This is a genomic window from Gemmatimonadota bacterium (genome assembly GCA_040882465.1).
Taxonomy (GTDB): domain Bacteria; phylum Gemmatimonadota; class Gemmatimonadetes; order Longimicrobiales; family Gaopeijiaceae; genus JBBEBG01.
The window spans coordinates 1-25,244 of the sequence record JBBEBG010000038.1 but is presented as its reverse complement, the minus strand read 5'-3'; the positions used below and the strand labels follow the sequence as shown (position 1 = coordinate 25,244).

Here is a 25,244-nt window from a genome sequence, read left to right as displayed (position 1 = left end):
GGAGCTTTTTTGCTTCATCGGGCTCGCATGTGAAGGGCGTGCGTTGCGACACCTGCAAACGCGCGCCGCGCCCCTTTGGGGAAGCGCGGCGGGAGGCGGATAAAATGACGGACACCGCGACCGCGACGGTCGCTCGGGGGTATCACCCCGGCGACAAGGACACGGGCGTCGTGAAGCCCAAGGGAACGTCGCGGATCCGGGCCCATGAAGGGCTCGCGACCGTTCCGATGCGGGATCGCAAGCCGGAATGGCTGAAGGTCCGCTCCCCGGGGGGGAAGAGCTATCTCCGGCTGAAAGAGTTGATGCGGAGCCAGTCGCTCCATACGGTCTGTGAAGAAGCCGGCTGTCCGAACATCGGGGAGTGCTGGGAAGCGGGGACCGCCACCTTCATGATCCTCGGCGATGTCTGCACCCGCGCATGTAAGTACTGCGCGGTGGCGCACGGGATGCCGACGGAGCTGGACCGGGACGAGCCCCGGCGGGTGGCCGAGACGGTGGCCGCGATGGAGTTGGAGCACGTCGTGATCACCTCGGTGAACCGCGACGAGCTCCCGGACGGCGGCGCCGGGATCTACGCGGACACGGTCCGTGAGATCCGGCGGCGTGTCCCGGGATGCTCGGTGGAGCTCCTGATCCCGGATTTCAAGGGCGACGAAGAAGCGCTCCGGACGGTCGTGGAGGCGCGGCCCGAGATTCTCGGGCACAATCTGGAGACGGTGGAGCGGCTGCATCCCGAGGTTCGCCCGGGCGGTCGTTATTGGCGCTCGATTTCGTACCTGGGTGCCGCAAAACGGATGGATCCGGGAATTCTCGCCAAGACCGGAATCATCCTGGGGATGGGTGAAGAGGGGAACGAGGTCCGCGACGCGATGCGGGACCTGCGCTCGGCCGGGGTGGACATTCTGACGCTCGGGCAGTATCTGCGTCCTTCCGCCGCGCACATCCCGGTGGCGCGCTGGGTGACTCCGGGAGAGTTTGGGGAATGGAAGCGGGTGGGCGAGGAGGAGTTCGGGTTTCGCCACGTAGAGGCGGGCCCTCTCGTGCGGTCGTCGTACCATGCGAAGGAACAGGCGCGTGAAGTCGAGGCCGGGGAGCCCGGGATGATCCGGGAGATTCTCGAGGCCGACCTTCCCGCCCCGGCGGAGCTCGGACGGCCGGCGCTCGTCCAGCTCACGATGGGGCGGTCAAATACGAACGGAAGGGGCTGAAGGATATGGCGGATACCAAGACGCGAAAGCCCAGCTCTGGGGAACGGGGGCCCGCCGGGAAGCTAGAAGGCTTCTCCAAGGAGCAGTTGCACTCCTTCCTCAGGGACATGCTCCTCTACCGGCGCTTCGAGGAGGCCGCGGAGGAGGCTTACGCGATCGGGAAGATCGGCGGATTCTGCCACCTTCACATCGGACAGGAGGCGGTCGCGCTCGGAATGATTGGCCCTCTTCGCCAAGAGGACTACGTCCTCACCGCGTATCGCGATCACACGCAGGCGCTCGCGAAGGGGGTCGAGGCGGGCCCCGTGATGGCGGAGCTCTTCGGCCGGGCGGGAGGCTCAGCACTCGGGAAGGGCGGCTCAATGCACATCTTCGGCGCCGACGTCGGCTTCATGGGTGGCCACGGGATCGTGGGGAGCCAGATCCCGCTGGCGACGGGCATCGGTTGGGCCATCCGGTATCGGGGAGGCGACGAAGTCTGCGTCTGCTTCCTCGGAGACGCCGCGGTGAACCAGGGCGCTTTCTGGGAATCGCTGAACATGGCGGCGGTCTGGAAGCTCCCCGTCATCTACGTCGTCGAGAACAACGAATACGGGATGGGGACCGCCTTCAGGCGCGTCTCCGCCCTCCCGGTCGTGGAGCGGGCCGGCGGGACCGGCGTGCCGGCGCACGCCGTGGACGGCCAGGATGTCCTCGCGTCCTGGCGGCTCATGGAGCGCCTGGTGGCGGACGTCCGGAGCGGCGCGGGTCCACAATATGTGGACGCGCGCACCTACCGGTTCAAAGGGCACTCGATGTCCGACCCCGTTTCCGGGACATATCGCTCGAAGGAGGAAGTGGAAGGGCGCAAGCGAGAGGACGATCCCATCACCCGCCTGCGTGACAGGCTCCTCGACGCCGAGCTTCTCACCAAGAAGGAGCTCGAAGCGATGGACGGGGAGGCACGGGAGGTAGTAAACGAGGCGGTACGATTCGCCGGCGAATCCCCCCCTCCCTCCCCCGAAGAACTTTACTCCCACGCATACGCGGAAATCAACGAACACGGCCGCCTCTTCCTGGACGGCCGCGATCGGTGATCCTCCGCCGGGCCCAAGACGCGGATCCCGGCGGTTCCAACCCTCTCCCCCCGCATCGAGATCACGACGACCCGCGCGATGGCGAACATCACCTACCGTGAAGCTCTGAACCAGGCGCTCGCCGAGGAAATGGACCGGGACGAGACCGTCTTCCTCATGGGCGAAGAGGTCGCCGAGTACGACGGAGCCTATAAGGTGTCCAAGGGACTCCTCGATCGTTTCGGCGACCGGCGCGTCGTGGACACGCCGATCTCGGAGCTCGGCTTCGCGGGACTCGGAGTCGGAGCGGCGATGGTCGGGCTCCGTCCGGTCATCGAGTTCATGACCTTCAACTTCTCCCTCCTCGCCCTCGACCAGGTCATCAACTCGGCGGCGAAGATGTATTACATGTCGGGCGGCCAGATCTCGGTGCCAATCGTTTTCCGCGGACCCACCGGCGCCGCGCTTCAGCTCTCCGCCCAGCATTCGCAGGCGTGTGCCTCCTGGTACGTGCATGCGCCCGGGGTGAAGGTCGTGACGCCTGCGACGCCGGCGGACGCGAAAGGGCTCTTGAAGGCCGCGATCCGGGACAAGGACCCCGTGGCGGTCATGGAGGGGGAGCTTCTCTACAACGTGAAGGGCGAGGTCCCCGACCCGGAGGACGGCGACTTCGTGATCCCGCTCGGGCTGGCGGACCTGAAGCGCGAGGGGGAAGACGTCTCGATCATCACGCACGGTCCGACCGTGCACATCGCCCTGATGGCCGCTCAGAAGCTGGAGAAGGAGGGGATCGAGGCGGAAGTGGTGGATCTGCGCTCGATCCGTCCCCTCGACGTGGACACGATCCTCGCTTCGGTCCGAAAGACGAACCGGGCCGTAATGCTGGAGGAGGGGTGGCCCTTCGCCGGGGTCGGGTCGCAGGTCGTTTCGATTATTCAGGACGAAGCCTTCGACGACCTCGACGCGCCGGTCGTGCGGGTCACGCAGGCCGACGTTCCCATGCCGTACGCGAAAAATCTGGAGCAGCTCGCGAAGCCGAGCGCCGATCGCGTCGTTGACGCGTGCAACCGGGTCCTCTACCGGAGTTAGGGCCGAGTCATGGCGACGAAGGTGCATATGGAGGCGCTCTCCCCCACCATGGAGGAGGGGCAGCTCGTGAAGTGGCTCAAGTCCGAAGGGGACGCCGTCTCGAACGGGGACGTCCTCGCCGAGATCGAGACGGATAAGGCCACCATGGAGCTCGTGGCGCGGGGGGAGGGGATCCTTCGGAAGATCGTGCTCGGCGAGGGGAGCACCGCCCCGGTCGGGGAAGTGATCGCCGTGATCGGCACGAAAGACGAGGACATCTCGGACCTGGTCGGCGGGGGTGGGGACGCGGCCCCCCCGCCCGCGCCGAAGGCCGAGAAGAAGTCCACGAAGGGGAAGAAGAAGGAAGAGGTCAAAGAAGAAAGCGAGGCCGAGCCCGAGGCGCCCGCCGCCGAGACAGCGGCCGCGGCGGCGCCGAGTCCCGCGGAGGTCGAAGGAACGACTGCTCCGGCCACGGAGGGTCGGGTGAAGGCTTCACCCCTCGCGCGCCGGCTCGCCGCGAACGAGGGGCTCGAGCTCCGCGCCATCCAGGGCTCGGGACCCGGCGGGCGGATCGTAAAGCGGGACGTGGAGCGGGCGGCGCAGGAAGCACCGGCCGCGCCGGCCGCCGCGAAGGCCCCGGCCTTCGCACCCCGCCTGACCCCCCCCGATTCGACGGAAGACTTCCGCGACGTCGCGCTTTCGCAGATGCGGAAGACGATCGCGAAGCGCCTCGTCGAGTCCATCGGGCCGGTCCCCCACTTCTTCCTCACCGTGGACGTGGACATGAGTCGCGTCGTCGAGGCTCGAGAGCGGGTGAACGCCCTCCTCGAGTCCACCGGTGTGAAGGTCTCTTTCAACGACATCGTTCTGAAAGCGACGGCCGCCGCGCTTCGCCGGCACCCCGAGTGCAATGCGCACTGGGGCGGCGACCACATCCGCCACTTCAACCGGGTCCACCTGGGGGTCGCGGTCGCGATCGAGGACGGCCTCATCACTCCGGTCGTCCGCGACGCGCACCTGAAGGGGATCGCGGAGATCGCCGCGGAGGTCCGTGAGCTCGCCGGCCGCGCGCGCGAGAAAAAACTCAAGCCCGGCGAGTACACGGGAGCCACCTTCTCCGTGTCGAACCTGGGAATGTTCGGGATCGAAGAGTTCACCGCGGTGATCAACCCGCCCGAAGCGGGGATTCTCGCCGTCGGCGCGCTCGAGGAGAGGGCCGTGGTGGTGAACGGAGAAGTGAAGGTCCAGCCCCGCATGAAGATCACGATGAGCTGCGATCACCGGGTGATCGACGGAGCCCAGGGGTCCGCCTTCCTCCGCACCCTCAGGGCGATCCTCGAGGAGCCGCTTACCGCGCTCCTTTAAGGCTCACCGCGCTACCCTGAGGAGGGTGCGAGGCGCGGGTCGCGTGAGGCGTGCCGCCGTCCCCGGCGCGCCTAGAACTTCACCTGCGGGGCCGCCCGCGCCTCCTCTTCGATCTCGAAGAACTCCCGGGCGTCGAAGCCGAAGGCGGTCGCGATGAGGTTCGTCGGGATCTGCCGGATCTTCGTGTTGTAATCCCGCACGACCCCGTTGTAGGTGCTCCGCGCCCGCTGGATCTGATCCTCCACCTGACTCAGCTGTCCCTGAAGCTGGAGGAAATTCTGGTTTGCCTTGAGATCCGGGTACGCCTCGGAGAGGGCGAAGATCTGGCGGAGCGCTCCGGTCAGGACGTTTTCCGCCGCGGCGGTTTCGGCCGGTCCCTTCGCGGAAAGCGCCGCATTACGGGCCTGGATCACCCGTTCGAGCGTGGTTTGTTCGTGCGTCGCGTACCCCTTCACCGTCTCGACGAGGTTCGGGATGAGGTCGTGGCGACGCTTGAGCTCGACATCGATGTTGGACCAGGAAGCGTCCACCTGCTCCCGCAACCGGACCAGACCGTTGTACATCGCCACCACCGCCAGAACGACGACGGCGGCGAGGCCGAGCACGATGAGAATCCACATCGAGAGACGACTCCGGGACTGAGGTCAGGAGGGCTCGCGGCGCGCGATGCGAACCTCAACATGATAGGCACCCATCCCGTTCAAGGCAAAGGGTGCGGTAATGCTCGGGGACGGGCGGACTGGCAGGGGGGGACGCCCTTCCTCTAACTTGTTTCGGCTCCTTCCGGGACATCTCCCAGGGAGCCGGATACGGATCCAGAAAAATCCATTCGACCGGGGGTTTTCAGGGTGGCGGGAAACAATCCGAAGAGCTTCGACGTCGTGATCGTGGGGAGTGGCCCGGGCGGGTACGTGGCGGCGATCCGGGCGGCCCAGCTCGGTCTCGGCGTGGCCTGTATCGAGGCCGACAAGCTGGGGGGCGTCTGCCTCAACATCGGATGCATTCCGACGAAGGCGCTCCTCACCTCCGCCCTCCTGGTCAAGGAGGTCCGCGGGGCCGGAAAACATGGGATCACGACGGGAGAGGTGAAGGTCTCTCTCGGTCCCGCGCAGGAACGGAGCCGCCAGGTGGCGGAGCAGATGAACCGCGGGGTCGAGTTCCTCTTCAAGAAAAACAAAGTGACGCACCTCCAGGGATACGGGCGGCTGGCCGGGAAGGGGAAGGTGGAAATCGAGAGCCCGGACGGAAAAAAGGAGACGGTCGAGGCGAAACACATCATCATCGCCACCGGCTCCCGTCCGAAGAGCCTCCCCTTTCTCGAAATAGACGGCGACAAGGTCTGGTCCTCGGACGATGCCCTCTTCGTGAAGGAGGCCCCCAAGCGGCTCGCGATCGTCGGGGCGGGGGCGATCGGGATGGAGTTCGCCGACGTTTTCGACGCGTACGGATCGGAGGTCACGGTCCTCGAGGCGCTCGACCGGGTCCTCCCCCTCGAAGACAAGGATGTCTCGGCGCACGTCGAAAAGGTCTACAAAAAGCGGGGGATCACGGTGCATACGGGGGCGCGGCTCGAAAAGGCCGAAGTAGGGAAGGACTCCGTCACCCTGACCTTCAAGGACCGGGAGGGGAAGGCGCAGAAGCTCGAGGTGGACCGTGTCCTTTCCGCGGTGGGGCGCGCTCCGAATACGGAAGACGTCGGGCTCGACCAGGCGGGAGTGAAAAAGACGGAGAAGGGCGGCTTCATCCAGGTGGACGAGTGGATGCGGACGAACGTGGCCGGGATCTATGCGGTCGGTGACTGCGCGGGCGGCGCCCTCCTCGCGCACAAGGCGTCGCACGAGGGGATCGCCTGCGTGGAGAAGATCGCCGGGAAGGCACACGGGTCCGTGGATTACGGGAATATCCCGAACTGCACCTACTGCCATCCGGAAGTCGCCTCGGTGGGGCTCACCGAGGAGCAAGCGAAGGAGAAGGGTTACGACATCGAGGTCGGCCGTTTCCCCTGGGTGGGGAATGGGCGGGCCGTGGCCTACGCGGACACGGAGGGGTTCCTCAAGGTGATCCGCGACAAAAAGTATTCGGAGATCCTGGGGGCCCACATCGTGGGTCCGCACGCGACCGAGTTGATCGGCGAGTTCGTCGTGGGGCGACACCTCGAGACGACCGCGGAGGAGATGGAGAAGGCGATTCACCCCCACCCGACTCTTTCGGAAGGGATCGCGGAGGCAGCGCTGGCATCCCTCGGGCGTGCCATTCACATCTAACAGCGAGATGGGCGCACTGGACGTACGGAGCCGATTGGAGCCGATGGAAGAGCAGACGACGACAGAGCCCGCGACCGGCCACAGGACCTGGGGCGACCCCGAAGAGGAGGCGCTTCGGCTCTGGCTCGCGCTCGCGCGTTCCTACCACACGATGTCGCGCATCGTGGGCGGCCTCCTCACGGACCATGGGGTGACGATCCCGCAGTTCGGAGTCCTGGAAGCGCTTTACCACCTGGGTCCGCTCTCCCTCGGGGAGCTCGCGGACAAGCTCCTGGTCACCGGGGGAAACATTACCTACGTGATGGATCGCCTCGAATCGGAGGGGCTCGTGCGGCGCCGGCGAAATCCCGAGGACCGGCGCGTCGTCACCGCGGAGTTGACTGAAGAGGGGCTTCGGCTCGTGGCCTCGACTTTCCCCCATTACGCGGAGTTCGTCCTCGCGCGAGTCGCCCACCTGGAGCCGGACGAGAGATGTGAGTTGAGGCGGCTCCTCAAGAAGCTCGGAAAGGGGCTGCTGGCGGATCACGGAGAGGACGAGGCGGAAGACCCCGAGGGGACCGCCCCGAAGCTGGGGTGAGACCCGGTTCCGGTCTCGGCCGCCGGGCGCGGCCAGGTCCTCGGGTCCGCGCGTGACTAGACCGCGCCGCCCCCGCTCGCTACCCGCAGGACTTCTTCCCCCGTCGTGACTCCCTCGCGGATGAGGCGGATCCCATCCTGGTGGAGGAGGCGCATCCCCTTCGAGACTGCGATGCGGGAGAGCTGCCCCGCGCTCGGGTCCTGGTGCATCGCGGTGCGGAGGTCATCGTCCATCACGAGGAGCTCGTAGATCCCGATCCGTCCACGGTAGCCCGTCCCCCGGCACTCTTCGCACCCGCTCCCCTTCCACGCCGGGACCTGGTCGTCGGGCCCGAAGCCGAGTGCCGACTTCTCCTCGGAGGTGAGCTCAGTCCGTTCGCGGCAGCTCTCGCAGATCGTTCGGACGAGCCGCTGCGCGAGGACCGCTTCGACCGTGCTGGCCACGAGGTACGACTCGATCCCGAGGTCCACGAGGCGGGTGAGCGCCGTCGCGGCGTCGTTCGTATGGAGCGTCGAGAGGACGAGGTGCCCGGTGAGCGCCGCGTGGGTCGCGATCTCCGCGGTGTCGTGGTCCCGGATCTCCCCGACGAGCATGATGTCGGGGTCCTGGCGGAGGAGGGCGCGGAGCGCGGTGGCGAAGGTGAGGCCGACCTTTTCGTTCACCGGGACCTGCGGAACCCCGGCCAGCTCGTATTCGACCGGGTCTTCGACAGTCACGATTTTTTCCCGCCCTGTACGGATCTTGTCCACCGCAGCGTAAAGCGTCGTCGTTTTTCCCGATCCGGTCGGCCCCGTCGCGAGGACGATCCCGTGCGGATGGGCGATCACCCGCTCGAAGACCCGCCTCGTGTCTTCCGCCATCCCCAGCTCTTCGAGTCCGATCCGCCCCTGCTCCTTGTCGAGGAGGCGGAGGACGACGCTCTCGCCGTGGAGGGTCGGGAGGGTCGCGATCCGGACATCCACCTGGCGGTCCTTCATCCGGAGGCGGATCCGGCCGTCCTGGGGGACCCGCCGCTCGGCGATGTCCAGCTCGGCCATGATCTTGAGGCGGCTCACGACGGCGGCGGCGAGGCGCCGGGGCGGAGCCGGGGCATCCTGGAGGACCCCGTCCACCCGGTAACGGACGCGCACGCCTCCCTGGTAGGTCTCGAGGTGTACGTCCGAGGCGCGCGCCTCGAGCGCTTCGAGGAGAAGGAGGTTCACGAGCTTCACCACGGGGGCCTCGTTCGCCATCGCGACGAGGTCGTCGAGCGCGCCGTCGGTGTCGCTCGTTCCCTCCGTGCGGACCTCGTCGCCCATCCCCGCGATCAGATCCTCGGCCGTGACCGCGTCGGGCTGATAAACGCGGCGAATCGCGCTGCGGAGCTCCGCTTCGGGGAGGTGGATCAGCTCGACGGGAGCAGCGGCGATCTGACGGAGGTCGTCGAGCGCCTGCGCATCCACCTCGTCCCGCCAGGTCGCGACGAGAAGGCGCCCGTCCTCGACCTGGAGGGGGAGGACCCCGTGGTGCTCGAGGTACCGGTCGGTGAGGTCGCGGGAGAGGGGCTCGAGGGATTGGAGAAGGGCGACCGGATCCCGGTCCGTTCGGGGCTCCGCGGAGCTCACCCTCCTCCTCCACCGTCAGGGGCCGGCGCTCCCGGGGCCGGGAACACGACCGGCGGGGTCAGGGGCGCATCGGGAAGGATCGGTCCGATCAGCTCCGCGTCCTGCTCGATCTGTTCGCGGAGGAGGTCGGCGTCTTCGTCCGTGGCGACGATGTACGGCGTCAGAAAGAGGAACAACTCCGAGTTCGACGACATCGTGCGTTCGAACCCGAAGAGGTACCCGAGGATCGGGATGTCCTTCAGAAACGGAATGCCGGAGCGAACCTGATCCTCCTGCCGCGAGACGAGGCCGCCGAGCACGACGGTCTGGCCGTTCCGCGCGAGGAGCTGCGTCGTCGCTTCGCGCGTGTTGATGATGGGCGCACCGAACTGGACCTCGGCGGTCGCGCTGCTCACTTCCTGGGCGACGAGGAGATTGACGTATCCGTCCTCGTTGATCGTAGGGAGAATGTTCAGGATCGTCCCCACGTCCTGGTACTGGATGACCTCGTCGCGGGCGCCTTCGTCGGTGGGGAGGGTCCGCGACACCTGCACGAAGGGGCGCTGCGATCCGACGTTGATGCGTGCCTCCTGGTTGTTCTGGGCGAGGACCACCGGGCGCGAGAGAATCCGCACGTTTCCGGTCGCGGCGAGCGCCCTCAACGTCGCCTCCACGTCCACATTTCCTGTCCGGAGAAGGTCGAGGGTGAAGGCGTTCGCGGGAGGCAGGTCTCGGGTGAGCGCGCCCGTGACGTCGGCCCCGTCGGCCGATCCGGTGATGCTGAAGGTCGTCCCAATGTCAAGGTCCTCGGTCCGGCTGACCTCCGCGATCACGACCTCGATCACGACCTGGAGGGGTCGGAGGTCGAGTGCCTGGAGCGCCTGCTCGAGAATCGTCCAATCGTTCGGGGTGGCGCGGATCAGGAGTGAGTTCGTCACCTCTTCGGGAATGATGAGGACGTTCCCCTCGAGCTCACCCGATCCGGGCTGGAAGTTGATCACCGGGGCCTGTTGGGCCGCCTGGCCCCCGGGTCCGAGCCCCGTCCCCTGGAGCTGGGTGATCTGTTGGGAAAGCGTTTGCGGCCGCGTCAACGAGCCCGACGCCGGCGCCGGTCCCCCGAAAAGGGCCGAAAGGGTCTGAGCGAGGACGGGCGCGCGCGCGTGGCGAAGCCGGTAGATGAAGAGCTCGCGGAGATCCGGCGGTTCGTCCTCATCTTCCGTGGTGCCCTGGAGACGGACGAAGCCCCCTTCCTCCACGACGGCCACGCCGTTCGCCCGGGCAATCGACTGGATCAGCGCCGGGAGCTCTTCGACCGGCATCGGCTCGGTAGTGCGGAGCGTGATCGGCTTCGAGGGGAGGTCGTGGTAGATCAGGTTCAGATTCGACGCCTGGGCGAGCGCGGTGAAGACGAAGGCGAGGTCCAGATCCTGGAAATTGAGCTGAACTCCCCCGTTCACCTGCTGGATCTGCTGGGCTTCGGCGGCGCGCGGTCCGAACCCGGCCGCGAGGAGGAGCGCGGCCAGGAGGACGACCGCCGTCGGCGGGCGCCGGCGCGCCGCCGGAAGTTTCACTGGTTTCCGCCGGGCCGCACGCGGACGGCTTCCACCTGTCGTCCTCCCGCGCCGTTTTGGCGCATCATCTGGACGGTCCCCTGGTTCGGATTCACCGTCACCTGCTCCCCACCCTGTCCCTGGATGAAGATCTGTCCGTCCCGAACCTCGACGTTTGCGATCCCACCCCCGGCCTGGAGGCGCTCCATCATCTGGAGCGCAGCCGCGGGAAGGTTTCCGCCGAGTGCGCCCCCCAACTGCTGGAAACGGGCCTGCGCCTCGCGGAGCGCCGCCGCGCGATCGTCGTCATCGTCGTCGTCGTCCCGGTCATTCCGGTTGTTTCTGCCACGCTGCGGAGCCGCGACCGTCGCCGACGGCTCGTTCAACTGCACCTGAAGGGTGCGTCCCATCCCCGCCATGACGGCCGCGTCGCCCTCGATCGAGGCGACGGTATAGCCTTCGATCATGTCCCCCGTCGCGACCATCCGCGGCGTCTCATCGCCGACGCGGATCACGGCCCACCCGCCCCTCTCCGTCGCGACCGCGCCGAGGAGGCTGAACTCGGGCGGTGGGGGAAGCTCGATCCGGGGCATCTCGAAGACGGGCTGCTCCGTCCCCGGGAGGACGTAGCGGCGCGACGGGGGCTCGCGGTCCTCATCGAAGGGCGCGCGTTCGACGGCGAGGCGGAGCACCTCGGGAGAGACGGGCTCGCGGCTCGAATTCGAGGCACGGCCGACGTCGGCCATTGCGCCCTCGCTTGCGCGCCAGGCGCCTTCAGGGTTGGCGGCGGCATATCCCTCCGTCGGTCCATCCGAGGCCGGAGGCGACACCGCGGGTTCCGCCGGCGCGGGCCCGCTCGCCATGGCGCGTCCCAGGGCAACCCCGAAAACGAGCACCCCCACGATGAGTGCTCCCCCACCAATCCACGCTCCGACTCCCGCTTGCCGTCTCATGTGACCTCCTCCCTCGACGCGTATGCCTCGATCACCGCCATGAAGTTCATTACACCGGACTCACCGGCCTGCATCGAAAGCCCGACCACCCGGATGAGGAGAGGGTCGGATTCGATCGCGTGCAGAAAGTCCAATATACCTTCGAAATCGCTCTCAACACGAACGTTAAGACGAATCGGAATAAGCCCCGGGGGGGGCTCTTCCCCCACTCCCAGCGCCACGCTCCTCGCCTCGAGGAAGAGGGCGCGATTCGCGCGGGCGAGCTCCTCCACGAGTCCGACGACTTCTGCCTCCGCGAGGGCCGGGTTCACCGATTGGACGAGCCGGGCCTCTTTCCGCGCGAGAGTGGCCCGGGCCTCGCTCAGCCGGCCCGGGAGGGTCGGCGCTTCCCGAAGAAGGGCGCGCTCGCGCTGGAGGAGCGACTCTTCGGCCCCAGCCGTCTCCGCGAGCGAGGCGAGGGCGCTCTGCCACGGGCGCACGATCCCGATCCAACCGAGAGCCGGTCCCAGGATGAGAAGCCCGAGGAGAAGTGCGCGCCGATCACGGGTGGAGAGCGCACGCACCCGATCGCGGAGGCGCTCGAGCGACTCGAAGCGGGGCGTCATGGATCCCTCTCCTCGGAATCGGGGCGCGGACGGTCCGGCTCCGCCACTCGTTCGAGCTCGGAGGGCCGTTCGCCCGTCTTCGCTGCAGAGGGGAGTCCGTCCGCCCGAATCGCGCTCAGGGTGAAGCGCTCCCGAGCGGCCGCGCCCGCCTCCACATCGCGCTGGATCGTGCCTTCGAGTTGGACGTCGCGGAAGCTCGAAGAGTTGCCGAGCGCGTCGAGCGCGTCACCGGCTCGCCCCCCGACCGCGTCCATCACGAGCGTGTCGCCCGCGGCCTGCAGCGCCGCGAGGTGGACGTCCTCCGGCAAGACGACGGCGAGCTCCACGAGGGCGAAGGTCCATCCGGACGCCGCCTCCTCGAGGGTCCCGATTGACGCGAGCCGCTCCTCGATCATCCCGAGGGAATCGGCGGCGGCGAGCACCGGCGCGACCGCCTCCCGGATCTCGGCCCGTTCGGCGCGGACGAGGCGGAGCTCCCGGCTCGCGCCCCAGAGCTGGACCCCCGCCGCGGCTACGACGAGGACCGCCGCGGCGATCCCCATTCCGACCGCGACCCGGCGAGCCCGGTCGCGGCGTGCCATCGCGAGTGTCGGGGGGACGAGCTCGGCTCCCGCCTCGTGCGCGTGCAGGGCCGCGACACCCGCGGCGGAGCGGCGGAGGCGAGCTTCCACTCCCGATTGCCACCCCGCGGCGGCGAGCGCCTCGGCGATCGGTCGCCCCTCGGCGTCCGAGGCGAAGACCCAGGCGCGCCCGGCGCCGCCCCCGGCCGCGGCGACGATTTCCGGAATGTTCGTGGCGGGAAGCCGGCGCATCCCCGTCGGGCGGTCCTCGTCCAGGCGAAGGAGGTGCGCGGTCTCCCCGTGGATCGCGACTACGAGTCCCGGAGCGCCGCGAGCCGGCGCTTTCCCCTCTCCACCGCTCCGCACGGCCTCGACCCACGCGGCGTGCGCCGGAACGATCGCGGCGAGCCGCCACCCCGCACCGGCGACCGAGCGCAGGATCGCCTCGGCGAGCTGCCGCGGCGCGGCGGCGGCGAGGACCGGCCCACGACCGGCACGCTGCACCTCCCCGTCGGACGCTCCGACTACCTCCGAGCCGACTCCCATTCCGCTCCCCTCCGAGCTCCGTACCCCTCCGCGGTGCATATCCATTCCGCGGTGCATGTCCACCCCGACCACCGAGGCCGTGCCTCCCCGGAGGAAGTGTTTCGCGAGGTCGCGGCGGAGGACCGCCTCGGCCTCTTCCGGCCGAAGCGGCGGGAGGGGGACGAGCTTCACCTCGACGAGCGGGGGAAGGAGGGCGACCGTGACCTCTCCCCCCTCTTCGCCGAAGCCGAGCTCGCGAAGCCCGTCCAGCGCGAGCGCGAGCGCGGGCGTCGGATCCTCCGACCCGGCAGGGAGGACGAGCGGTACGGAAACTTCGCGGAACGCCCCTCCTTCACCGACGAGGGCGGTGATCCGGTCGGGGCCGATCGCGATTCCGAGCGGAGCCTTCACCATCACTCCACCCTCCTCCACACGACGAGCGCGCCTTCGCTCGCTCGCGAGACCACGAGGTGCACGAGGGAGCTCACCGGGCTTCCTTCGACCCACCCCTCCGAGAGGATCTCGACTTCATTCGTGGCAAAGGTGATGCGCGCCTGAAGCTGGCGCTCGGCTTGGCGCCCCGACCCCGTGACAGCGGCCGGCACCATCTCCAAGAACTCGTCGTTGTTCCGTGGGAAGTAGCCACTCTCGCGATTCCGAATGAGCTCTCCGGCGAGCCCGGGCGTCATCCCGGGGACGGCGAGAAGAACGGCCTCGGGAGCCGCGTTCACGTTGATTCGGCCGGAGCCGATCAGGGTGAGGTGAGGGGTGGCCGCCTCGAATGCCTCCGGCGTCATCCCGAGGACGAAGCGGAGCTCGTCGAGGGAAGCGAAGAGGCGATTCGGCGGCAGGACGGGAAGCCCTGCGTCGAGGTACGCTTCGCGCTCCCCGCCGCCGACGCGAGGGATCTCGTCCTCGTCTCGCCAGTCGAGGACCGCCTGCGTGATCCGGTCCGCATCGGTGAAGTCGAGACCGATCCCCTGGGCGAAGAAATTGCGGAGCATCTCTTCGTCGGCCTGGTTGAGGTTCACGGCCGCGCCCGTGTCGCGCACCTGGAGGCGGAAGTTCGAATCGCCGAGCGAGATCTGGTCCATCAGGAGTCCCGAAGGGTCCCGCCACGGATCCTCCATCGGATCGGCACTCCGGAAGAGGCGCTCCACGGACTGCGTGCGAGTGTTTCCTCGCCCGCCGCCGCGGGCATTCCGGCTCTGTTCGGCCACCTGCGCGCGGAGCTCGTCCGCGCGCGCGAGCATCGCGGCGGTCAGGCGGGAGCGCGCGTATTCCGCTCCGGCGTAAGCGGCCGCGCGGGCGCGGCTGTCGTCCACCGAGTTCGCGACCGCGAGGCGTTCGGTGCGCCCGCGGAGCCCCGCGTCGAGCCCCACCGCGGCGATCGCCACGAGAAGCCAGAGGACGGCGATCAGGATGAACCCGTTCTCGTCGCGGATCATTGGAGGGTCGCCAGCGCTACGCGAATGGGAAGGGCGAGAAGGGGAGGCATCGGATCCGCGGGATCGTCGAAGAGGACGATCTCCACGGCGCGGGGAAGTGCGTCCTGCGCCATCCAGCTCGCCGCCCATTCGACTTGGCCGTCCACGTCGGGGCGGTAGCGGATCTCCATCCCGAGGACTTGCGGCGCGAGCTCCATGCGGACCGGTTCGTCGGCCTGGCGGCCGACCAGCTCGGCGACGAGGCCCCGCTCCGGCGTATTCGGATCGAAGTCCAGATAGAGGCGCACCAGCGTCGTGGGCGTGTCCAGGGGAGTGCGCGCCGTTGTGGGGAAGTAAAGCTCGTCCGAGACGAGAGAGAGCTCGGCGGCGTCCCGGCCCTCGAAAACTTCCCCGAGGTCGGAATCTCCGCGGCGAGCGCCGACCAGCCAGTTCACGATGAGGTCGCGGCTCGCGGCACTTTCGAGGGCGGCCGTCGTCGCGTCGCGGGCGTGTGTCGAGCGGTCCTGGAGGGAGGTGAGTGCGCCGAACCCCGCGGCGAGCGCGATCCCCGCGACCGTGAGGGCAACGAGCATTTCGACCAGGGTAAATCCGGCGGAGCGGCTTTTCATTCGCCCCCCCTTCCGCCGCCTTGGCCGCCGCCCCGGCCGGCGCCGCCACGTCCGCCGCCCGCCGGAAGACCCGCTCCGCCTCCGCCGCGCCCCGGCGGTGCATCCGTCACGTTCCCGCCGCGTCCCCCTCGCCCACCGGCCCCCCCCTGACCCGCTCCGCCCCTCCCCGCCGCGGCGCTGCCCGCCACGATTTGCGGCCGCGGGCGGTGGAGAAGAGTCTGGACCGGGAAGACCTCGCCCCGCCCCGTGGTGACCACATCGAGGGTGAAGAGATCGTATTCGCCTTCCGTCTCGTGAATCGCCGCGCTCCACGAGTATTCGTCGAAGGGGGCCGGGAAGGCGCCGCCCATCAGCGAATCCGGAGGATCGCGAAGCTCCTCGTATCCGAGGAAGCGGAAGGCGGTCGTCCGGTCTTCCGCGAGGGTGCGGGCGACTGCGAGCACGCTCGCCTTGCCGGCGGTCCGAACCTGGGCCGCGGTCGAGGCCAGGACGCCCACGGCGACGATCCCGATGATCGCCAGCGCGACGACCGCCTCGAGGAGCAAGAAGCCGTGGGTTGCGGACGCCCGGAAAGACCGGATCGTCGTTCCCGCGGCTCGGCGAGCCTTCCCGTGAGCTCCCGCGCCGGAGCCCGCCGCCCCCGAAGCGCCGTCCCGCCGCGCTTCCCGCTCCTTCGGAGCTTCAGTAAACCTGCGCATGGCCGGTCCAGGGGTTCACGGTCACTAGGCGGATCGTCGCTCCACTTCGCAAATAGATCGAGTCCGGGAAGACCTGCCCGTCCGGCTGGAAGGTGAAGCGGGCCCGCGCCGAGGTGAGCTCCATGCGCACTCCGGCGGGGAGGTCGAGCGACGAGCCCGGTCCCGTCGAGGCGGCCGCGGCCACCCCGGCGCTCAGGAGCGCAGAGGCTTCGCCCGCCATCCCGATCGAGGTCGGAGTCGTGAGCCAGACGAGCGAGCTGGCCGAATCCACGACGACGGTGACCGGAATCGCGGTCTTCACCGCCGAATCGCGCGCGATCCGGAGGAGGATCTCGACCCGTTCGGTGGCCAGGTCCAGATCGCTCAGCTCGCGCGACGACCGAAAGGCCGGCACCGCGATCACCGCCGTGACCGAGAGGATCACGAGGACGACGACCACCTCGACGAGGGTGAAACCGGCAGACCCGATCGGCGTCGAAGAGCGACCCCGTGATCTGCCCGCTCCGCGAGCCGCCGGGCGAGCGACCCCTCGCCTCATCGCACCGCCTCCAGATTCACCCCGTAGATCGCCTGGAGGAGCGAAAGCGCCACCAGCGCCACGATTCCTCCGAAAGCGATGATCACCGCCGGCTCCGCGAGCGCGACCATCCGCTCGAGCCCGCGCTCCGTCCTCCGCTCCAGGAGGTCCGCCGCCTTCAACAGGAAGTCGGCGAGGCTCCCCGACTCCTCGCCCAGAGAAACGAGCTGCCAGAGCTCCTGGGGAAAAAGCGACACCTCTTCCACCGCCCGCGTCAGCGTCGAACCCTCGCGCACCCGCCCCCGCACGGTGTCAATGGCCCCGCGTGCGATGGGGTCTCCCATGCACTCCGCGGTGTCCCTGAGCGCCGAGAGGAGGGGCGAGCCCCCCACCAGGAGCTCTCCGGACATCCGCGCGAATCGCGCCGCGAGCGCCTGCTTCCGCCAGGTCCCGACCACGGGGAGGGAAAGGAGGAATCGCGAGGCCGCCGCCTGGCCCGCCTCCGTCCCCCGCATCCAGGCGAGGGCGAGAGCGAAGGCGACGGGGACCAAGAGGAGGTAGACCCATCCCTGCTGAGCCGCCTCCGCGATTCCGAGGACGAGGGCGGTCGAACGCGGGAGCGGAGAGCCCGATCCCACGAGGACCTCCGCAAAACGGGGAAGGACAAAAAGTACCAGGACGAGGACCGACGCGAGCCCGACGACGGCGAGCGCCACCGGATAAATGGACATCGAAAGGAGCTTTCCTCGAAGCTCCTCCTCCCTCTCGAGGTGGGCGGTGAGGCGGATGAAGGCGCCGTCGAGGGCGCCGGTCTTTTCGCCCGCCCGGATGATCCCCACGTAGAGCGGGGAGAAGAGGTCGGTGTGTTCGCCGAGGGCGGCCGCAAGCTCGTCGCCCCGCTGGACCCGCTCGCGAACCGAATGAAGAGGCGCCTGAATCGAGGCCGGCGAGGTCGAAGTGGAGGCCGCGAGTGCTTTCGAAAGGGGCATCCCCGCGGGGAGGAGAGCCGCCATTCCCCTCGTGAACTCGAGCACGGCACGCCGCCGTCCCCGACCGACGCTTCCCTTCCCCTGCGCGGTGGCGGCGTCTTCCTGGAGGTCGAGCGGGAGGAGCCCCCGCGTCTCCAGATCGAGCGCGGCGGCCGTCTCGGTAAGGGCCGTGACGCGCCCCCGAGTCCGGCGTCCCTCCGCGGTGACCGCGCGGTACGCGAAGACGGGCAAGGGTCGCTACTCCCAGCTCAGGATGTCCGCTTCTTCCCCACTTCCCCCCGCGAGACCGTCGGCGCCGAACGAAACGAGGTCGTACGACTGCGGGTTGGCCTCGCCGGGGCTCACATAGATGTAAGGGTTCCCCCACGGATCGAGTGGGACCTCGCGGCGGAGGTAAGGACCGCGCCAGTTGCGGGGGCGGGGCTCCGCCGCGGGTTCCCCGCGGAGCGCCTGGAGCCCCTGAGCCGAGGCCGGATACCGCCCATTGTCGAGGCGGTACGCGTCGAGCGCGGCGCCGAGCATCTCGATCTGCGAGCGAGCCGCGGCGTCCTGCGCGGTCCCCAGGTGCTGGAAGACGTTCGGGGCCACGAGCGCCGCGAGGACCGCGATCACCGTCACGACGACGAGGATTTCGATGAGGGTAAACCCGCTCGTTCGCTTCACCATGGCTCGCGTTCCCGAAGGAGGTGACGGCACGGACGGGGCGAGGCCCATACCGGGACGCCGCCCAAAATCCGCCCAAACATTGGATCGTCTTACTGCAATGTGGGTTGCCCGCACCTATAATGACACTCCCTGGGTGACAAGCGTTAACCAGAAAGGTGTCAGGGAACGGTCAGCTACCGGACCACTGCGGGGTGATCCCCCGAATTTCGAGGACGCGGAGGAGGGCGTCGCCCACTTTGTTGTTGGGGGTGGAGGCCCCCGCTGTGAGGCCCAACTCGAAGGGGCCCTCGGGGATCCAGGCGGATTCGACGGTTTCGGGGGCGTCGGCCGCCAGCTCGGCCTTGTGGCGGATCGTTCCGGACTCGACGTCAATGCAGGCCGAATCCTCGATGTGGTAGGTCCGCGTGCGCTCGCGGCACATGTGGGCGAGGTGGTTCGTGTTGGAGGAATTGTATCCCCCGATCACGATCATCAGGTCCGGCGGGGTCTCCATCATCTTCACCACCGCGTCCTGCCTCTCCTGCGTGGCGGAGCAGATCGTCCCGAAAGAGCGGTAGTTCTCCCGCGCGTATTCGGCGCCCCGGGCCTCGATCAGCGCTTCTTCCAGCTTGCGGCCGATCGCCATGGACTCGTTCGCGAGCATGGTGGTCTGGTTCGCAACGCCGAAACGGAGGAGGTCCCGGTCGGGATCGAAGCCGGGAGAAGCCTTTTCGGAGAAGTGCTCGACGAAGGCCTTCCGCGTAAGGTGCCCGGGCCGGCCGGCGACGTAGTCGCAGACCAGCTCCCCTTCGGCCATGTCCCTCACGATCAGGTACTTCCCCCCCGGGTGCTTCCGCACCTGCGAAGCTGTGGCCCGGCTCTCCTCGTGCGTGTATTTCCCGTGGATGATCGAGGTGAGACCCTCCTTCGCGTATTGCTCGACCCGCTTCCAGACGAGGAGGACAGACCCGCATGTCGTATCCACGAGCACGCAGCCGATCTTCTTCAGCTCCTCGAAGGCCTCGATGGTAACGCCAAAGGCCGGAAGGAGGACCACGTCCTCGGGACGGACGACCGAAAAATCGAAGTGTCCATGCGCGTCGGGATACAGACAGCGGATCCCCATATCCCGCATCCGCTGGTTGACGTACGGGTTGTGAATGATCTCACCGACAAGAAATACTGTCTTGTCGGGAAATTTCTGTCTAGTTTCGTAGGCGTAATCCACGGCGCGGTCCACGCCATAACAGAAGCCGAACTCCTCGGCGAGACGGACCGTGACATCGCCGAAGGTCCGCCGGTACCCATGCGCGCGGATGTCCTCGACGACGGCCGAATGGTACTCCGCCTCGATGACGGGGCGCACCTCGTCCTTGAGGCCGAATCCCCGCCGGAAGTAAGTCTGTTCGATCGTCATGGCGGCGGGTCGAACACCGGATGAAGTCGGGGGTTCCGGGGGTGTTGCCGTGAGTGGCCCCCCCTCCTAGAGTGCGGAGGGCGGGGCGCGAGCTACCCCGGCAACCCCATCTCCCGAGCCACACGGTCGTGAGCCATGAAAAAAGTCGCCGTCATCCTCTCCGGCTGCGGCGTCCACGACGGCGCCGAGATCCACGAGGCGGTCCTCACTCTCCTCGCCCTCGACAAAGCCGGGGCAGAAGCCGTCTGCGCCGCTCCCGACATTCCCCAGGCCTACGTCTTCGACCATCAGCGAGGGAAGGCGGCGAAGGACGAGGTGAGGAACGTCCGCACCGAGTCGGCGCGGATCGCGCGAGGTCCGGTGAAGGATGTGGCAGAGCTCGATCCCAACGAGTTCGACGCGGTGATCGTCCCCGGAGGATACGGCGCCGTGAAGAATCTCTCGGACTTCGCCTTCAAGGGCACGGACTTCTCCGTCAATCAGGACGTGGCGGACTTCCTCCGAAAGTTTCATGCGACGGGGAAACCGATCGGGCTCCTCTGCATCGCACCCGCGATCGGAGCGCATCTCTTCGGCAAAGAAGGGTTCCGGTACACGATCGGAACCGACCAGGAGACGGCGAACGCCCTCGCACCGCTCGGGGGGCGTCATGTGAATTGCGGAGTCGAAGACATCGTGGTGGACGATGAGCTGAATATCGTCACGACTCCCGCGTACATGCTGGCGCACCGGATCTCCGAAGCCGAGGAGGGGATCACGAAAGCGGTGAAGGAAGTCCTGGCACGGGCCTGAGGGCGGCGGGCCCGCGGTCTCCCCTCGCCTGCACGAGCCGCCCCCGAACCCAGCCGCATTCGACGCGGGACGCGCGAGAGCCATGAAGCAGATCAGGACATTTCTCATGTTCGAGGGAAAGGCCGAGGAGGCAATCCGCCTCTACACATCTCTTTTCGAGGACTCCGAGGTCATCTCGATCGAGCGTTACGACGAATCCGGACCCGGAGCGGCGGGGAGCGTCAAGCAATCCGTATTCGCGCTCGGCGGGAGGGAATACATGGCGATCGATTCCCCGGTGAAGCACGAGTTCACCTTCACTCCCGCCATCTCCCTCTTCGTCGAGTGCGAGTCGAATGCGGAGCTCGAACGGTTGTTCGGGGAGCTGTCGCAGGGCGGATCCGTCCTCATGCCCCTCGATTCCTATGGTTTCAGCCAGAGGTTCGGATGGCTCGCGGACCGGTACGGGGTGTCGTGGCAGCTGAACCTTCCCTGAGCGTGCGCCTCCCGAGCGCGCGCCCCGGCCGAGGTGCCGCGGCCGCCGGGTGTGCCTGGAACTCTCCGCGCGCCCCCCGCTTCCTTCCTGCGGTCACCCTCCTCTGGATCGGGGCCGCGGCCTGCGGAGCCGCTCCCGAAACCGCGCCCTTCGAAGAGCGGGTCGTCGTATTCATGGAGGCGACGCCGGAGGAGCTCGAGGCGCTTCGCGCCACTGTTCCCGAGGAGGACTTCGCGACCATCGCGGACGATCTCATGTTTTATCGCGCCGAGGCACACCTTTTCCTGGAGAGGGAAGGGTGGCCCATTACGACCCTGGCGGGCCGCCGCCCCCTCGAGTTCGTCGTTTCTGGGGAAGCGAAGAAGTACGATTTCGCGGCGCTGCCGGCCCTCGACGCGATCGTGCTCTTCGAGCCGGGGAAGGAACCGAGGGCCATCGCGCCCCTGGATGTGGCTCTGGCGGCCGCGTACTTCCAGGGGCGTGCGGCGTCCGAGACCCCGGCGGATCCGACACCCGATCCCGTCGCCCCCGTCGCGGGAGTGGCCTTCGATTCCACCTGGATCGTGCAGCCGAGCGGATTCGGACCGGTCCGGGTGGGAATGAGTCGCGACGAGGTGGACGCCGCGCTCGGTGGGGCGTTGGAGCGGCCGGATCCTTCGGGGCCGGCTCCCCCTGCCGATCTTCCGGCGCCGGGCACCGCTTCCACGGGGCCCGCGTCGACCGCCGAGCTCCCGGCGCTCGTTCCGGGCACAGAACCCGCAGGAGTGGCGTCCACCGTCGCATGCGAGCAAGTCACGCCCTCGGGATGGCCCGCGGGCGTCTCTCTGATATTCGTGGAGGGACGATTCGTGCGCGTGGATGTGCGGGAGGGAGCGGTGGCGACCGCGCGGGGAGCGCGCATCGGCTCGACCGAGGACGAAATTCGCACGCTTCATCCGGGCAACCTGACGGAGGGGCCCCACAAATACACGGATGGGAAGTACCTGACCGTCACGCCGGGTGAGCCGGAGGAAGCGAAGCTCAGAATCGTCTTCGAGACGGACGGGGCTCGCGTCGAGCGCTTCCGGGCCGGCGCGCTGCCGGCGGTCGAGTGGGTAGAGGGGTGTGGCTGAAGAGTTCTGGCCCGTGCTCCCTGAGCGAATTGAGACCGAGCGCCTGGTCCTCCGCCCCTGGGGGTTGAGCGACGTCGGCGACGTCCTGACCTATGCCCGCGACCCCGGGTGGGCGCAATTTCTGAAGGCGCTTCCAATCCCGTATGGACGAAAACACGCGGAAGAATTCATCGCGAGGCAGATCCTCCTCGATCGCTCGACACATCCGGCTTGGGCGATCGGGCTCGATGACGGGGCGGTTGGCGGGATCAACCTCCGGCTGAACCTCCAACATCGCCGGGGGGAGATCGGATACTCGATCGCCCGCCCGCTCTGGAATCGTGGGTTTATGACCGAGGCCACCGGCGCGGTTGTCCATGCGGCATTCTCGACCCTTCCGGAGCTCAATCGGATCTGCGCCATGGCCGACGTACGAAACACCGCCTCGCAGCGCGTCATGGAGAAGATCGGAATGACGAGGGAAGGGGTGCTTCGGCAGAATCGGATCGAACGGGAGGAGCCGATCGACGAAGCCTGGTACGGAATCCTGCGATCAGAGTGGCGCGGCTGAGTTGTCCCCTCCAGCCATGGCTTCGTCCCACCGCCCGTAGGATCGTGGTGCGGTTATCGTACTCCTTTCCGCCGCGAGGCGCCCATGTCGCAGTCAGAGCCCGGCGACTCCACCACTCCCGGGTACTTCCCACCCAAGAGCACTGAAGTACCGGGCCGACTCCCCGGGTCGGTGATCAGGCCCCCTCTGGTGCAACTCGACGGGCAGGGTCGATTCCTCGTCACCTTTCCCTACGACCCCGAAATCGTGCGGCGCATCAAAGAGATTCCGGGAAAGCGATGGCACCCGGACACAAAGAGCTGGAGCCTGCCGGCAACGCACAGATCGGCGGAACGACTCGCATCCACCTTTCCCGGAATCCGGCTTCCAGGTCGCGCCGCTTCTCCCGTCGGGGGAGCGGGATCCAAGAGCGCCGATACGCGCCCCGGCCAGGGGCGAGACGCCGCGGGACTCCCCGGCCGAGACTCGGGTCGCGACGTGCCCGCCGTCCGAGATGCGCGAGACGGCAAGGCACCAGATGCCCGCGACGCTCCACCCCGAGACTCCGCAGCCCGGGCGATCATGGACGCCGAGGCCCTCGCCGAAATGAACCGTGCGATGGTCCTCGCTGGCTACTCCCCCAAGACCCGCCGCGTTTACCTGGGTCACATTCGGCGATTCGCTCGTTGGCGTTGGGACGCCGCAAATGCGACCTGCGGACCGCCGCCGGAGCTCCGGGTCGCCTCGCCGGACGAGATTCGCGGATACCTGGTCTACCTGATCGAAGAGAGGGGCGTGTCCCGTCCGCTCCATGGGCAGGCGGTCAGTGCGCTTCGCCTCCTGTACGACACCGTCTTCGGCCGTCCCCAGCTTCTTCGGGAGATCCCTCGCCCCAAAAGGGCGCGGACTCTGCCGACCGTCCTCTCGCGCAAAGAAGTCGAGTCGCTCCTGGGCGTTGCGCGACATCCCTCGACACGTGCGCTCCTCATGATCCTCTACTCGAGCGGCCTTCGCGTTGGCGAGGTCGTGCGCCTCCGCGCCGAAGACGTGGACCGTGACCGTCGGCTGCTCAAGGTCCGGGGAGGGAAGGGAAGAAAAGATCGATACACGCTCCTGAGCGTACGCGCGCTACAGGCGGTTGACCGACACCTCCTGCTTCGCGCGGAGGATTGTGGGGAGTGGCTCTTTCCGGGAGAATCCGGGGGAAGACATCTCAACACGCGGAGCGTGCAAAAAGTCGTCGCGCGGGCTCGGACCCGAGCCAAGATCGCTAAGCGAGTGACCCCGCACACTCTGCGACATTCGTTCGCCACGCATTTGCTCGAAGCGGGGACGGATCTCCGATACATTCAGGAGTTGCTCGGCCACGCCTCGAGCCGGACGACCGAGATCTATACACATGTCAGCAACCGGGACTTTGCAAGAATCCGAAACCCATTGGACGAGCTCGGCGGGGAAGAGGAATGGGACGCTGACGGAAAGTGAAGGTTCGCAAATCGTGCACGCCGACCGCTCCCTCCGGCCCCGAGCGGAAGAATTGCTTGCCTTCACCGCGACCGCATCGCCATCATTGGCATCGTTGGGCCAATCCAGGGACTCACATCGGCGGGACGGCCACTTCAGGCGATTCGCACCCAAAGATTCGCCCCTAACACCACCCCCAACCGCATTCCCCCGCATCTGGGTTTCAATCACGAACCCCACGCCGCACAACCCAGGCGAACGCGGGGGCGGAAACGGGGAGTTATACGAAACTCGTGCCGCTCTTTCTCGTGCGAGGTAGGACGAACGGCAGGACGACGTAAGGAGCCTGGAAAAGGTCAGTAGTCAGTAGTGATATCTGGCCTGCAGGAAGTCGACGAAGTCGTTTCCCACTCTGTAAACGAGTCGGTCACGGCTCGTGATTCTCCGGGACCAAACATCGGGTCCCATGTGTTTGAGCGGCTCGGGTTTGCCGATCCCCTGGAAGGGATCACGGCGTGCAGCCTTCATTAGATCGAAGATTCGGAGCGCGGTCTTCCGGTCGGTTGCGATCCAGTGTTCTAGGTCCTCCATGCATTCGCTCTGAATGATTGTGACGCGGTGCTTCGGAGTGGAGGAAGATTTTGAGCCGCGTCCCTTGGCGCTCACGTAAGGGCCCTACTCAACGAGCTCGAGTTCACTCATGAGCGCTTCGAGTTCAACAGGACGGGTGGATCCCTTTCGGGAACGTACCAGAGCACTTAGGAGTCGCACGGCATTCTTTGGAGAGCGTAGGAGGTATGCTGTTTGTTGAAGACTGGACAGCTCGTCCGCTGGCACGAGAGCCATGGTGTCATGACCGCGGCGCTCTAGAATTGCCGGCTCTCGGCTATTCTCAACTTCGTTCCAGATCGCCGCAAAGTTCGCTCGGGCGCGGCTGTAAGTTGCACGGGTTGCCATACGTAATCACTCGGTTGGGGAGAACATGTACAAGAATACAGTACAAGATAAAGGGCCTCGATGCAAGACTGTGTGACGGGGCTGCTCGAGTCGGAGGGTCGGATCAAGGGACCAGCGGCACGAGCCTCGTATAACAACGCTTTGCCGGCTCCGGCGCTTCGCGCCTCCGCTGCAACCCTTCGCCCTGTCACGGCCCGTGCTGAGCACGGCCCGCGCCAAGACTCAGGGTTCGGCAACGCTGGAACGTTATCAGAACGCCCGCGCGGGGACGCACTGAATC

General features: G+C 67.4%; 26 protein-coding genes. 11 read left to right on the top strand and 15 right to left on the bottom strand.

The window, feature by feature from the left end:
* Positions 1–104 precede the first annotated feature (104 nt).
* From lipA to WEG36_14665, 4 genes are all read left to right on the top strand, one after another.
* Entirely contained in the window at positions 105–1,208 is a 1,104-nt protein-coding gene (gene lipA, locus WEG36_14680) for a lipoyl synthase (GenBank protein ID MEX1258857.1), read from the top strand.
* Between the two features lie 86 nt (positions 1,209–1,294).
* Positions 1,295–2,284: a pyruvate dehydrogenase (acetyl-transferring) E1 component subunit alpha gene (gene pdhA, locus WEG36_14675; GenBank protein MEX1258856.1), complete on the top strand. Its 990-nt coding sequence runs from the start codon at positions 1,295–1,297 to the stop codon at positions 2,282–2,284.
* 54 nt (positions 2,285–2,338) lie between these two features.
* Entirely contained in the window at positions 2,339–3,352 is a 1,014-nt protein-coding gene (locus WEG36_14670) for a pyruvate dehydrogenase complex E1 component subunit beta (protein ID MEX1258855.1), read from the top strand.
* 9 nt (positions 3,353–3,361) lie between these two features.
* Positions 3,362–4,696, top strand: a complete 1,335-nt coding sequence (locus WEG36_14665; protein ID MEX1258854.1) for a pyruvate dehydrogenase complex dihydrolipoamide acetyltransferase — start codon at positions 3,362–3,364, stop codon at positions 4,694–4,696.
* Positions 4,697–4,767: 71 nt separating this feature from the next.
* On the opposite strand, the gene WEG36_14660 is transcribed toward WEG36_14665, so the two are convergent.
* Positions 4,768–5,316, bottom strand: a complete 549-nt coding sequence (locus WEG36_14660) for a LemA family protein (GenBank protein ID MEX1258853.1) — start codon at positions 5,314–5,316, stop codon at positions 4,768–4,770.
* 228 nt (positions 5,317–5,544) lie between these two features.
* On the opposite strand from WEG36_14660, the gene lpdA reads away from it, so the two are divergent.
* Together lpdA and WEG36_14650 are read left to right on the top strand one after the other, a co-directional pair.
* Positions 5,545–6,960, top strand: a complete 1,416-nt coding sequence (lpdA, locus tag WEG36_14655; protein ID MEX1258852.1) for a dihydrolipoyl dehydrogenase — start codon at positions 5,545–5,547, stop codon at positions 6,958–6,960.
* A gap of 43 nt (positions 6,961–7,003) precedes the next feature.
* Positions 7,004–7,537: a MarR family winged helix-turn-helix transcriptional regulator gene (locus WEG36_14650; protein ID MEX1258851.1), complete on the top strand. Its 534-nt coding sequence runs from the start codon at positions 7,004–7,006 to the stop codon at positions 7,535–7,537.
* 56 nt (positions 7,538–7,593) lie between these two features.
* Here WEG36_14650 and WEG36_14645 read toward each other — a convergent pair whose 3' ends face one another.
* The 12 genes from WEG36_14645 to WEG36_14590 all read right to left on the bottom strand — a co-directional run bounded on the left by WEG36_14645 (position 7,594) and on the right by WEG36_14590 (position 19,635).
* Positions 7,594–9,141, bottom strand: coding sequence for an ATPase, T2SS/T4P/T4SS family (locus WEG36_14645; protein ID MEX1258850.1), 1,548 nt, complete (start codon positions 9,139–9,141; stop codon positions 7,594–7,596).
* Positions 9,138–10,691 (bottom strand): secretin N-terminal domain-containing protein, encoded by a 1,554-nt coding sequence (locus WEG36_14640; protein ID MEX1258849.1) that lies wholly within the window; start codon positions 10,689–10,691, stop codon positions 9,138–9,140. Before WEG36_14640 ends, WEG36_14645 begins: the two co-directional genes overlap by 4 nt.
* Positions 10,688–11,623 (bottom strand): hypothetical protein, encoded by a 936-nt coding sequence (locus tag WEG36_14635; GenBank protein MEX1258848.1) that lies wholly within the window; start codon positions 11,621–11,623, stop codon positions 10,688–10,690. The genes WEG36_14640 and WEG36_14635 overlap by 4 nt, the downstream gene beginning before the upstream one ends.
* A complete protein-coding gene (gene gspM / locus WEG36_14630) occupies positions 11,620–12,228 on the bottom strand; it encodes a type II secretion system protein GspM (GenBank protein ID MEX1258847.1) in 609 nt (202 codons plus the stop codon). Before gspM ends, WEG36_14635 begins: the two co-directional genes overlap by 4 nt.
* Positions 12,225–13,727 (bottom strand): PilN domain-containing protein, encoded by a 1,503-nt coding sequence (locus WEG36_14625; GenBank protein ID MEX1258846.1) that lies wholly within the window; start codon positions 13,725–13,727, stop codon positions 12,225–12,227. Before WEG36_14625 ends, gspM begins: the two co-directional genes overlap by 4 nt.
* Positions 13,727–14,761 carry a hypothetical protein gene (locus WEG36_14620; GenBank protein MEX1258845.1) on the bottom strand — a complete coding sequence of 345 codons (1,035 nt, stop codon included), beginning with the start codon at positions 14,759–14,761 and terminating at the stop codon, positions 13,727–13,729. Before WEG36_14620 ends, WEG36_14625 begins: the two co-directional genes overlap by 1 nt.
* Positions 14,758–15,369, bottom strand: coding sequence for a prepilin-type N-terminal cleavage/methylation domain-containing protein (locus tag WEG36_14615; protein MEX1258844.1), 612 nt, complete (start codon positions 15,367–15,369; stop codon positions 14,758–14,760). Before WEG36_14615 ends, WEG36_14620 begins: the two co-directional genes overlap by 4 nt.
* Positions 15,366–16,067: a type II secretion system protein gene (locus tag WEG36_14610; GenBank protein MEX1258843.1), complete on the bottom strand. Its 702-nt coding sequence runs from the start codon at positions 16,065–16,067 to the stop codon at positions 15,366–15,368. The genes WEG36_14615 and WEG36_14610 overlap by 4 nt, the downstream gene beginning before the upstream one ends.
* Positions 16,051–16,605 (bottom strand): GspH/FimT family pseudopilin, encoded by a 555-nt coding sequence (locus tag WEG36_14605; GenBank protein ID MEX1258842.1) that lies wholly within the window; start codon positions 16,603–16,605, stop codon positions 16,051–16,053. The genes WEG36_14610 and WEG36_14605 overlap by 17 nt, the downstream gene beginning before the upstream one ends.
* Positions 16,602–17,804 carry a type II secretion system F family protein gene (locus WEG36_14600; protein ID MEX1258841.1) on the bottom strand — a complete coding sequence of 401 codons (1,203 nt, stop codon included), beginning with the start codon at positions 17,802–17,804 and terminating at the stop codon, positions 16,602–16,604. Before WEG36_14600 ends, WEG36_14605 begins: the two co-directional genes overlap by 4 nt.
* A gap of 6 nt (positions 17,805–17,810) precedes the next feature.
* A complete protein-coding gene (gene gspG, locus WEG36_14595; GenBank protein ID MEX1258840.1) occupies positions 17,811–18,239 on the bottom strand; it encodes a type II secretion system major pseudopilin GspG in 429 nt (142 codons plus the stop codon).
* A 169-nt stretch (positions 18,240–18,408) separates the two neighbouring features.
* Entirely contained in the window at positions 18,409–19,635 is a 1,227-nt protein-coding gene (locus WEG36_14590; GenBank protein ID MEX1258839.1) for a 4-hydroxy-3-methylbut-2-enyl diphosphate reductase, read from the bottom strand.
* 135 nt (positions 19,636–19,770) lie between these two features.
* Between WEG36_14590 and elbB the strand changes: the two genes are divergently transcribed.
* The 5 genes from elbB (at position 19,771) to WEG36_14565 (ending at position 24,028) form a co-directional block, all read left to right on the top strand.
* Positions 19,771–20,427 carry an isoprenoid biosynthesis glyoxalase ElbB gene (gene elbB, locus WEG36_14585; protein MEX1258838.1) on the top strand — a complete coding sequence of 219 codons (657 nt, stop codon included), beginning with the start codon at positions 19,771–19,773 and terminating at the stop codon, positions 20,425–20,427.
* Positions 20,428–20,509: 82 nt separating this feature from the next.
* Entirely contained in the window at positions 20,510–20,902 is a 393-nt protein-coding gene (locus WEG36_14580; GenBank protein ID MEX1258837.1) for a VOC family protein, read from the top strand.
* Positions 20,854–22,014, top strand: a complete 1,161-nt coding sequence (locus WEG36_14575; protein MEX1258836.1) for a hypothetical protein — start codon at positions 20,854–20,856, stop codon at positions 22,012–22,014. Before WEG36_14580 ends, WEG36_14575 begins: the two co-directional genes overlap by 49 nt.
* Positions 22,015–22,027: 13 nt before the next feature.
* A complete protein-coding gene (locus tag WEG36_14570; protein ID MEX1258835.1) occupies positions 22,028–22,564 on the top strand; it encodes a GNAT family protein in 537 nt (178 codons plus the stop codon).
* 84 nt (positions 22,565–22,648) lie between these two features.
* Complete coding sequence (locus tag WEG36_14565) at positions 22,649–24,028, top strand: tyrosine-type recombinase/integrase (protein ID MEX1258834.1); 1,380 nt, start codon at positions 22,649–22,651, stop codon at positions 24,026–24,028.
* Between the two features lie 342 nt (positions 24,029–24,370).
* Here WEG36_14565 and WEG36_14560 read toward each other — a convergent pair whose 3' ends face one another.
* Both WEG36_14560 and WEG36_14555 read right to left on the bottom strand, forming a co-directional pair.
* Complete coding sequence (locus WEG36_14560) at positions 24,371–24,598, bottom strand: Txe/YoeB family addiction module toxin (protein MEX1258833.1); 228 nt, start codon at positions 24,596–24,598, stop codon at positions 24,371–24,373.
* 84 nt (positions 24,599–24,682) lie between these two features.
* The gene (locus tag WEG36_14555) at positions 24,683–24,964 is read right to left on the bottom strand and encodes a type II toxin-antitoxin system Phd/YefM family antitoxin (GenBank protein MEX1258832.1); all 282 of its coding nucleotides are present in this window, start codon (positions 24,962–24,964) and stop codon (positions 24,683–24,685) included.
* Between the last annotated feature and the right edge of the window lie 280 nt (positions 24,965–25,244).